Origin of the sequence: Streptosporangium sp. NPDC000396 (assembly GCF_042898655.1) — a bacterium.
Classification (GTDB): domain Bacteria; phylum Actinomycetota; class Actinomycetes; order Streptosporangiales; family Streptosporangiaceae; genus Streptosporangium.
The window spans coordinates 211,329-220,810 of the sequence record NZ_JBIAZA010000018.1 but is presented as its reverse complement, the minus strand read 5'-3'; the positions used below and the strand labels follow the sequence as shown (position 1 = coordinate 220,810).

Sequence of the window (9,482 nt, the reverse complement as noted above, 5' to 3'; positions counted from 1 at the left end):
CGGCATCGGCCCTTCTCGCCTCGATGTCTGGTGGCGCCGAAGAACGCTCGAACGAAGTCCCAGCTCAGGCCCTGGTCAGCGGCTCGTCGCACGTTTCTTAACGGCACCTCTACTCAGGACGAGTCCCCCAGAGACTTGTAGATCAGCTACCTGGCGGCTGGGGACCTGCTCGGCGCGCTTGCGGCCCGCTCCGGAGCGAAGCATCCGGCCAGCGGACGGCACCCCTCGTTTGGGCGGTCTCACACCGAGTAGGCGCCGGAGGCGAGGGCGATGACGCCGACCACGGTCATCAGCAGCGCCGAGCCGGGGTGCATGGCGATCGAGATGCGGATGTCCTGCTTCTTCCAGGCGAGCCAGACGCCCGGGTAGAGGAAGACGAGCTTCGACAGGACCGTCCAAGGGGCCCAGAAGTGGTACACCGAGAAGAAGAAGGTGTTGAAGAACGGGGCCCACTTGCCGAGCTGCGGGAGGCGGGGCAGCAGAAAGCCGCGGAAGTAGTACTCCTCGAGCAGGGGCAGGGTGAAGCCGGTGAACGGTGCGCAGATGAGCAGCGTGGTGAGCACGAGCTCCTGCGGGTAGCCCTGGAGGTAGGCGGTGCCGTCGGGGCCGGCGCCCTGGTAGTCCACCCAGGTGAAGAACCAGTCGTAGACGATGTTGTCCAGCGGGGTCAGTGAGAGCGCGACCACGGTCATCCACACGAGGCACGCGGCCCCGAGCCAGAAGACCTTGCCGCGCGAGACCGGCTTGTCCCGGTAGCGGACGACGCCCTTCATCGTGAAGCGGCCGGTCTGCTTCTTGCCCAGCCACAGCAGGAACAGCTGGAGCGGAAAGAGCACAACCGCGAGGGCGATGGCCCAGGCCAGGAAGATCGGGAAGTCCATCGCCCGGACCAGGGGGGCGGCGATGAACGCGTACACGGCGACGATGACCGCGCCGGGCACCAGGTGCAGTGCGATGGAGAACGGGACGGAGTGACGGTCGGCGAGGAGCTTCGCGACGAAGCCTTTCGGCTGGGCGCCTTGGGTGTCGGCCGGGAGCCGCATTGCTGAGTCCATGCCGGGAAGTGTGGCCCCGCGACCTGACACGGACCTGATGTCGCTCTGACACGGCTTCGAGTCGCCGTGAAAGGCGCAGGTCACAGCACATCCTGAATACAGGGAGGAAACGGGTCGCACTCCGCCGCAGGGACGCGGCGGAGGTCATGTGGTCGCCGGTCAGCTCTTCGCGAGGTCGGTGATCGGCACCGAGGGGTCGGCGAGCCGGTCGGGCTCGACGCGTACGCCGGCGCGGATCAGCTCCTGCACCGGCGCGATGCCCTCGTCCCACCGGTTGACGTGCATCCCTGCCACGACACGGCCACCGGAGAGCCAGAAAGCGTGGAAGGCCCGCGCCTCCAGGTCTCCGCGGACGGTGACGGAGTCGTATCCACCCGGTGCGAACCAGCCGGAGAACTCCATGCCGACGTCGTACTGGTCGGTAAAGAAGTAGGGCGGCCGGTCGTAGACGACCTCCCGGCCGAGCATGGCCCTGCCCGCTGCCAGTCCCCCGTTGAGCGCGTTGGCCCAGTGCTCGACGCGTATCCGGGTGCCGTACAGGGGGTTGAACGCGTTGGCCACGTCGCCCGCGGCGTAGACGCCGGGGTCGTCGGTGCGGAGAGACGCGTCGACGACGATCCCGTTCTCCACGGCCAGGCCCGCCCGCTCGGCGAGTTCGGTGTCAGGGCGCACGCCGACACCGACGATCACCACGTCGGCCGGGATCTCGCCGCCGTCGTCGGTGAGCACCGCCCGGACGCGTCCGGTGATGCCGCGGAAGGCGGTCACGCCTCGGCCGAGCCGCACGTCGACACCCTTCTGCCGGTGCACGTCGGCGAAGAAGGCGCCCAGTTCCGGGCCGAGCGCGGCCAGCAGCGGCATCTGCTGCGGCTCGACGACGGTCACCTCGCAGCCGTACTCCCGCGCGGCGGCCGCGGTCTCCATCCCGATCCATCCGGCTCCCACGACGACCACCCGGCCACCCCCGCGGATGGCCTCGCGCAGTCGTTCGGAGTCTTCGAAACCGCGGAGATAGTGCACGCCGTCCAGGTCCGCGCCGGGCACGTCGAGGCGGCGTGGAGACGCGCCGGTAACGAGCAGCAGCTTGTCGTATCCGAGCCGCGGGCCACCGTCGAGCTCCACCTGGCGCGCGGCCCGGTCGAGGCCTGTCGCGCGGCGCCCGAGGAGCAGCTCGACGGAGTTCTCGTCATACCAGCTCTCGTCGTGAACGTAGACCTTGGCTTTCTCCTCCTTGCCGAGCAGGTAGCCCTTCGAGAGCGGAGGCCGCTCGTACGGGCGTTCGTCCTCGGCACCGACCAGCGTGATCCTGCCCGCGAAGCCCTCCTCTCGCAGGGACTGCGCGGCCTTCGCCCCGGCCAGGCCCGCTCCGACGATGACGAACGTCTGCTCGGTGGTCATGAATCTCTTCCTACCCGTTTCCTCACGGGTTCCGACGAACTTGAGCGCCGGTCCGGAGCGCGCACCGGTGATCTTCATGTAATTTCATCACTTGTTGACTTCCTGAACGCCCCGGCTTAACGTTGCAGGGACGCATTGATTGCAGCAGTGCAAGGAGTCGCCCGTGGACGGCGTGGAGCGCGATCGCCTCGCCCGCGACATCGGCGACTTCCGGCGAGCCCTGCTCCCCGGCTTCCTGCTCCACCTGCTGCGCGGATTCGAGGGCGAAGACCCCTCCGTGATCCAGATCGTCACGCTCTACGTCCTCGACCACACGACCGCCACGACACTCCGCGAGCTCGCCGATCACGTCGGCCGGTCGGTCTCGGCCACCAGCCGCCTGGTCGACCAGCTCGTACGGCGAGGCCTGGTCGACCGCCACGAGGACCCCGACGACCGGCGAGCCCGGCGGATCGCCCTCACCGAAAGCGGCGCGAACTTCCTGCGGGAGTTCGAGCGCGCCAGGGCGGACGCCCAGCTGGAGGTCATGGCCTACCTGAACGCCGAAGAACGCGAGCTCGTGATCCGAGCCATGTCGCTGCTCGGCGAAGCTTCAAGGAGACGCATCCATGCACACCCCACTGATCCTGAAATTCGATGACATCGGGGCGGAGATGCTGCCCCTCGTCGGTGGCAAGGCCGCCAACCTCGGCGTGCTCACCACCGCCGGGCTTCCCGTCCCACCCGGGTTGTGCGTCACCACCGAGGCCTACCGCAGGGTCGCCGAGCAGGCCGGCCTCGACGATGTGCTCGACGCCCTGGCCGTCACCCCCGCCACAGACGTCAGAGCACTGAACGGCCTGGCCTCCCGCGCCCGCGAGCTCGTGCTCCGCGCTCCGGTGCCCGAGGACATCTCCGAGGCCGTACGGCAGGGCGCGCACGGCCCCGTCGCGGTCCGCTCCTCCGCCACCGCCGAGGACCTGCCGCACGCCAGCTTCGCCGGGCAGCAGGACACCTATCTCAACGTGATCGGCGCCGAGGCCGTGCTGGACGCGGTCCGGCGCTGCTGGGCCTCGCTGTGGACCGACCGGGCCGTGGCCTACCGGGCCGCCAACGGCATCGACCACCGAGCCGTGCTGCTGGCCGTCGTGATCCAGGAGATGGTCCAGTCCGAGGTCGCCGGAGTCATGTTCACCGCCAATCCGGTCACCGGGCGGCGGCGCGAGGCGGTCATCGACGCCAGCCCCGGTCTCGGCGAGGCCGTGGTGTCGGGCGCGGTCAATCCCGACCACTTCGTGGTGGACATCGCCACCGGGCGGATCACCGAGCGGCGGCTGGGCGACAAACGGCTGGCCGTCCGGTCGCTGCCCGGCGGCGGCGTCGAGCACGTCGAGACCGCGACGGACGGCTCGTGCCTCACCGACGCCCAGATCAGGGCACTGGCAGAGCTGGGCGGCCGGGTCGAGGACCACTACGGCTCCCCGCAGGACACCGAGTGGGCCATCGACGCCGACGGCACGCTGTGGCTGACCCAGTCGCGCCCGATCACCACCCTCTTCCCGATTCCCCGGCACGGCGGCGATCCCGATGCGCCGGGCGTCGAGGGCACGCGGATCTACTTCTCCTTCAGCGTGGCCCAGGGCGTCTACGGGCCGATCACCCCGATGGGCATGTCGGCCTTCCGGCTGCTGTCGTCGTCGGTCGCCGGGCTGCTGGGAATCCCGGTCGCCGACCGGCGGGACGGGGCGCCCCGGTTCGCCGAGGCGGCCGGCCGGTTGTTCATCGACGTCACGGGGGTGATGCGCAGCCGGGTGGGCCGAGCCGGCTTCCCCCGGTTGCTCGACCTGATGGAGGCCAGATCGGCCACCGTGCTGCGCGGCCTGTTCGACGACCCCCGCTTCAGCGTGACCCAGCACTCCGTGCGGCCCGCCCTGCGCCGGTTCGCCAAGAACGCGGCTCGCTTCCGCGTGCCGTCGCGCGCCGTACAGGCCGTGCTGAACCCGGCGTCCGCGCACCGGCGGGCGCAGCGGCTGGGAGCGGACCTGCGAGTACGGCTGGCGTCCCCGGCGGATGCCACCCCCCTCCAGCGGCTCGACCGGGTCGAGCGGATCCTGGGATCCCAGGCCATTTCGATGCTGCCCCAGATCCTGCCGGGGGCGGTGGCCGGGTTGGCCATGTTCGGCCTGGCCGTCCGCCTCCTCGGTGACCTCGCCCGGCCCGGTGATCTCACGACCGTCCTGCGGGGGTTGCCGCACAACGTGACCACCGAGATGGACCTGGCCCTGTGGCACCTGGCCGGCCGGATCCGCTCCGACAAGGACGCCGCTTCCCTGCTGCTCGGCACCCCGGCGGCCACGCTCGCCGAGCGCTTCCGCGACGGGTCGCTGCCCGGCGTGGTGGACCGGGGGCTGAGGGAGTTCCTGTCCGTCTACGGCAGCCGGGCGGTCGCCGAGATCGATCTCGGGGTGCCGCGCTGGTCGGAGGACCCGGCGCATGTCATCGGCGTCCTGGCCAACTACCTGCGGCTGGAGGACCCGGCGCTGTCTCCCGACGCGCTGTTCGCCAAGGGCGCCGCGGAGGCCGCCCTCATGGTCAAGACCTTGAGCGCCCGCGCGGGCGGCCTCCGTGGCCGGATCGTCCGCTTCGCCCTCGGCCGGACCCGGGCCCTGGCCGGACTTCGCGAGCTGCCCAAGTTCTTCATGGTGAACATCCTGGCCGCCATGCGCGCCGAGCTGATGATCATCGGCGCCGATCTGGCCGCCCGCGGCCTGCTGTCCGCTCCCGACGACGTCTTCTTCCTGACCGTCCGCGAGGTCAGGACCGCCCTTGTGACCACGGCCGGCTCCGGTGACACGGCGCCGCCGTACCCGGCCACGCTGCGGGAGCTCGTCTCCGAGCGGCGTGAGAACGCCGCGCGCGAGCAGCGCCGCAGGCACCTGCCCCGAGTCCTGCTGTCGGACGGCACCGAGCCCGAAGCCGTCGCCACGTCGGCCCCGGTGGACGGCGCGCTGACCGGCACTCCGGCCTCTGCGGGCAGTGTCACGGGGATCGCCAGGGTGGTCTTCGATCCGGTGGGCGCCCATCTGGAGCCCGGCGAGATCCTGGTCTGCCCTTCCACCGACCCCGGCTGGACACCGCTGTTCCTCACCGCCGGCGGCCTGGTGATGGAGATGGGCGGCGCCAACTCCCACGGTGCCGTGGTCGCCCGCGAGTACGGCATCCCGGCCGTCGTGGGTGTCGCCCGCGCCACCGAGCACATCGTCACCGGCCAGCGGATCACCGTGGACGGCACCTCGGGCGCGGTCACCACGGAATGACCGAAAGGCCTGCGCCTCACCCGGTGAGGCGCAGGCCGGCAGGGTCGCATCTCGATCAGTTGACACGGCCATGCGTCTTCCTTAATCTAATATCTGCAAGCAAGCAGATAAATGCTAAACACAGAAACTGCATTAAGGAAGTCATCATGGAGGCAGCGGAGATGAACCGGACCCACGACGAAGTCGCCATCCGCACCCTGCTCGGCCGGTTGGTCGAAGCCTGGGGACACGGCGACGCCGACGCCTACGGCGACTGCTTCACCGAAGACGCCACCTACGTCACCTTCGTCGGCACCCTCTACGAAGGCCGCGCCGACGTCACGGAAGGACACCGTGCCCTGTTCGACAGTTTCCTCAAGGGCACCCACCTGGCCGACCAGATCATCGACATCCGCTTCTACGGCCCCGGCACCGCGGTGGTCACCTCGCGGGGTGACACCTACAAGGGCAAGAAGCCCACCAAGCTGGGCAAGACCCAGACCTACACCATCGTGCGCGAGGCGGACGGCCACTGGCGCATCGCGGCCTTCCACAACACCAAGCACCAGGCCCTCATGGAGGCCATCTCCTTCAAATTCCAGCCGAAGACCAGGCCCCTGGCCGATCAGTGAAACAACCCGAGAACCAAACCGAACCGGGCCGGCACCGCGGCCGGAAGCCCAGTCGCGCCGGCGGCACGAGTGCCACAAGGCGTCAAACGTTCCCGCTGGTTCCCGGGAGACGGCAGCGTCAACGTTGACATTCGCTGCCATGGCCGATGAATTCCGCGGGAAGGACCATTGATGCCATACCGTCGTAACGAGACCGTCGTAGCGGGACGGCACCACCGCCGGGGCGCATCCGACCAGACGTCTCAGAAAGGCAGGGCCCATGCCTGCCACCCATGTCGCCGTGCTCGGCGAGTGCGTCGCCGACGCCTTCGCCACCGCTGACGCCGCGCGGGGCGAGCTGACCCTGCGCGTCCTGCCCGGTGGCGGTCCCGCGAACACCGCCGTGGCCCTCTCCCGCCTCGGCACCTCCACCCGCTTCCTCGGGCGGATCTCCCGCGACACCTTCGGCGCCCTGTTCCGCGCTCACCTCGACGCCTCAGGAGTCGACCTGACCGGCTGCGCGACCGCCGACGAGCCCAGCACGCTCGCGGTGGCCACCTTGGACGAGTCGGGGCAGGCCGTCTACTCCTTCTACGCCGAGGGCTCCGCCGACTGGGGATGGAGCCCGGCGGAGCTGACCCCCGAGCGGATCGGCGAGGTCGCCTGCCTGCACACCGGCTCTCTGGCCCTGGTCCGCGCCCCCGGCTCGGGACACGTCGAGGAATTGCTGGGCAGGACCGCCGCGCACGCCACCATCTCGATCGACCCCAACGTGCGCGCCACGCTCGTCGACCCCGCCGTCTACCGCGAGCGGATGCCCGTGTGGTGCGCCCTCGCCGACATCGTCAAGCTGAGCGACGACGACCTGGAGCAGATCCATCCGGGCGAACCCCTCGAAAAGGTCTGCGATACCTGGCACACCGAGGGCGCCCGCCTGATCGTGGTGACCCGTGGCCCGCAGGGCGCGATCATCTCCCTCGACGGCGAGCGCGCGACGGTGCCCGCTCCCGCCACGGACGTCGTGGACACGGTCGGCGCGGGCGACTCCTTCACCGCGGGGCTCCTCCACCGCCTGCACTCCTCCGGCCGGCTCGGCGGACGGCTCGACGATCTCGATCTCGACCAGGCCAAGGACGCGGCCTCCTTCGCCGCCCGCGTCGCCGCATTCACCTGCTCGGTCGCCGGCGCCAACCCGCCGTGGGCCCGCGACCTGGACGAGCAGGTGTCTCGACCGGGCGCTCAGGGAAGAGCATGATGAACTGATGTCCTACGCAGACGCCTTCACCCGCAGCATCACCGACCCCGAGGGCTTCTGGTCCGAAGCCGCCGAGGCCGTGACCTGGATCCGGGCACCACGCGAGGTGCTGGACGCCGACAACCCGCCGTTCTACCGCTGGTTTCCCGACGGGGAGCTGAACACCTGCTTCAACGCGCTCGACCGGCACGTCGAGGCGGGCCACGGCGACCGGCTCGCGCTGATCTACGACAGCCCGGTCACCGGGTCCCTCCGGCGTTACACCTACGCCGAGCTGCGCGAGGAGGTCGCCCGGTTCGCCGGGGCGCTGCGGTCGCTCGGCGTGGAGAAGGGCGACCGGGTGGTGATCTACATGCCGATGGTCCCGGAGGCGGTGATCGCCATGCTGGCCTGCGCGCGGCTGGGCGCGGTGCACTCGGTGGTCTTCGGCGGGTTCGCGCCCAAGGAGCTGGCGGTCCGGATCGACGACGCGCGTCCCAAGGTCATCGTGTCGGCCTCCTGCGGGATCGAGCCCACGCGGGTCGTGCCGTACAAGCCGATGCTGGACGCCGCGCTCGACCTGGCCGAGCACCGGCCCGCCCACTGCGTGGTCCTCCAGCGTGAGCAGGCGCCGGCGGAGCTCGCGCCCGGCAGAGACGTGGACTGGGCGAGCCTGGACGCCAAACCGGCCGAGTGCGTCCCGGTGAGGGCCACCGACCCGCTCTACATCCTCTACACCAGCGGCACCACCGGCCTGCCCAAGGGTGTCGTGCGCGACAACGGCGGGCACGCGGTCGCGCTGCTGTGGAGCATGACGAACATCTACGACATCCAGCCGGGCGAGGTGTTCTGGGCCGCCTCCGACGTCGGCTGGGTGGTCGGCCACTCCTACATCGTGTACGGCCCGCTGCTACACGGGGCCACGACCGTGCTGTACGAAGGCAAGCCGGTCGGCACCCCGGACGCGGGCGTGTTCTGGCGGGTGATCGCCCAGCACGGCGTGAGCGCGCTGTTCACGGCGCCGACCGCATTCCGGGCGATCAAGAAGGAGGACCCGGCGGCGGCCCTGCTCGGCGAGCACGACATCTCGTCACTGCGGACGCTGTTCCTCGCCGGAGAGCGCCTCGATCCCGACACCTACCACTGGGCGTCGGAAAAGCTCGGCATCCCGGTCGTCGACCACTGGTGGCAGACCGAGACCGGCTGGCCGATCGCCGCCAACCTGCGCGGGCTGGAGCCCATGCCGATCAAGCCCGGCAGTCCCACCGTGCCCGTCCCCGGCTACGACGTGCGCGTGCTCACGCCCTCCGGCACCGAGTGCGGCCCCGGAGAGGAGGGGGCGATCTGCATACGGCTGCCGCTGCCGCCCGGCACGCTCCCCACGCTCTGGCAGGACGACCATCGCTACGCGAAGTCCTACATGTCGGCCTTCCCCGGCCACTACCTGACCGGCGACGGCGGCTACGTGGACGAGGACGGCTACCTGTTCGTGATGGGCCGCACCGACGACGTGATCAACGTGGCCGGGCACCGGCTGTCCACCGGCTCCATGGAGGCGGTGCTGGCCGCGCACCCCGCGGTGGCCGAATGCGCGGTGATCGGGGTGACCGATGAGCTGAAAGGCCAGGTCCCGCGCGGCTTCGTGGTGCTGAAGAGCGGCGTGGACGCCGACCCGGAGTCGCTCCGGGCCGACCTCGTCCAGGCGGTCCGCGACCAGGTCGGCGCCGTGGCGGCGCTGAAGCAGGTCGACGTGGTCCCGGCGCTGCCGAAGACCAGGTCGGGCAAGATCCTGCGCAAGACCATGCGCGGCATCGCCGAGGGCCACGACGAGCCGGTGCCCTCGACCATCGAGGACGCGACGGTGCTGGACACCCTCCGCACGATCATGGGAACGCACCCGCGGCCGTAG

The 9,482-nt window shown here is 70.4% G+C and carries 7 protein-coding genes; 5 read left to right on the top strand and 2 right to left on the bottom strand.

The features are described 5' to 3' along the window. Positions 1-239: 239 nt before the first annotated feature. Both ACFY2X_RS28255 and ACFY2X_RS28250 read right to left on the bottom strand, forming a co-directional pair. Positions 240-1,055, bottom strand: a complete 816-nt coding sequence (locus tag ACFY2X_RS28255) for a type II CAAX prenyl endopeptidase Rce1 family protein (RefSeq protein ID WP_389943546.1) — start codon at positions 1,053-1,055, stop codon at positions 240-242. Between the two features lie 159 nt (positions 1,056-1,214). After that, positions 1,215-2,453, bottom strand: a complete 1,239-nt coding sequence (locus tag ACFY2X_RS28250) for an NAD(P)/FAD-dependent oxidoreductase (protein WP_389943543.1) — start codon at positions 2,451-2,453, stop codon at positions 1,215-1,217. Between the two features lie 163 nt (positions 2,454-2,616). On the opposite strand from ACFY2X_RS28250, the gene ACFY2X_RS28245 reads away from it, so the two are divergent. From ACFY2X_RS28245 to ACFY2X_RS28225, 5 genes are all read left to right on the top strand, one after another. After that, positions 2,617-3,093, top strand: a complete 477-nt coding sequence (locus tag ACFY2X_RS28245) for a MarR family winged helix-turn-helix transcriptional regulator (protein WP_389943540.1) — start codon at positions 2,617-2,619, stop codon at positions 3,091-3,093. Further along, positions 3,062-5,749 (top strand): PEP/pyruvate-binding domain-containing protein, encoded by a 2,688-nt coding sequence (locus ACFY2X_RS28240; RefSeq protein ID WP_389943537.1) that lies wholly within the window; start codon positions 3,062-3,064, stop codon positions 5,747-5,749. Before ACFY2X_RS28245 ends, ACFY2X_RS28240 begins: the two co-directional genes overlap by 32 nt. Before the next feature lie 146 nt (positions 5,750-5,895). After that, positions 5,896-6,360 (top strand): SgcJ/EcaC family oxidoreductase, encoded by a 465-nt coding sequence (locus ACFY2X_RS28235; protein WP_389943535.1) that lies wholly within the window; start codon positions 5,896-5,898, stop codon positions 6,358-6,360. A 259-nt stretch (positions 6,361-6,619) separates the two neighbouring features. Then, on the top strand, positions 6,620-7,594 hold the full coding sequence (locus ACFY2X_RS28230) for a carbohydrate kinase (protein ID WP_389943533.1): 975 nt from the start codon (positions 6,620-6,622) through the stop codon (positions 7,592-7,594). 7 nt (positions 7,595-7,601) lie between these two features. Then, the gene (locus ACFY2X_RS28225) at positions 7,602-9,482 is read left to right on the top strand and encodes a propionyl-CoA synthetase (protein WP_389943530.1); all 1,881 of its coding nucleotides are present in this window, start codon (positions 7,602-7,604) and stop codon (positions 9,480-9,482) included.

Bases quoted from the DNA above. Each gene is read 5' to 3' on its own strand.
- ACFY2X_RS28255 (WP_389943546.1), bottom strand. From the start codon at position 1,055: ATGGACTCAGCAATGCGGCTCCCGGCCGACACCCAAGGCGCCCAGCCG.
- ACFY2X_RS28250 (WP_389943543.1), bottom strand. From the start codon at position 2,453: ATGACCACCGAGCAGACGTTCGTCATCGTCGGAGCGGGCCTGGCCGGG.
- ACFY2X_RS28240 (WP_389943537.1), top strand. From the start codon at position 3,062: ATGCACACCCCACTGATCCTGAAATTCGATGACATCGGGGCGGAGATG.
- ACFY2X_RS28235 (WP_389943535.1), top strand. From the start codon at position 5,896: ATGGAGGCAGCGGAGATGAACCGGACCCACGACGAAGTCGCCATCCGC.
- ACFY2X_RS28230 (WP_389943533.1), top strand. From the start codon at position 6,620: ATGCCTGCCACCCATGTCGCCGTGCTCGGCGAGTGCGTCGCCGACGCC.
- ACFY2X_RS28225 (WP_389943530.1), top strand. From the start codon at position 7,602: ATGTCCTACGCAGACGCCTTCACCCGCAGCATCACCGACCCCGAGGGC.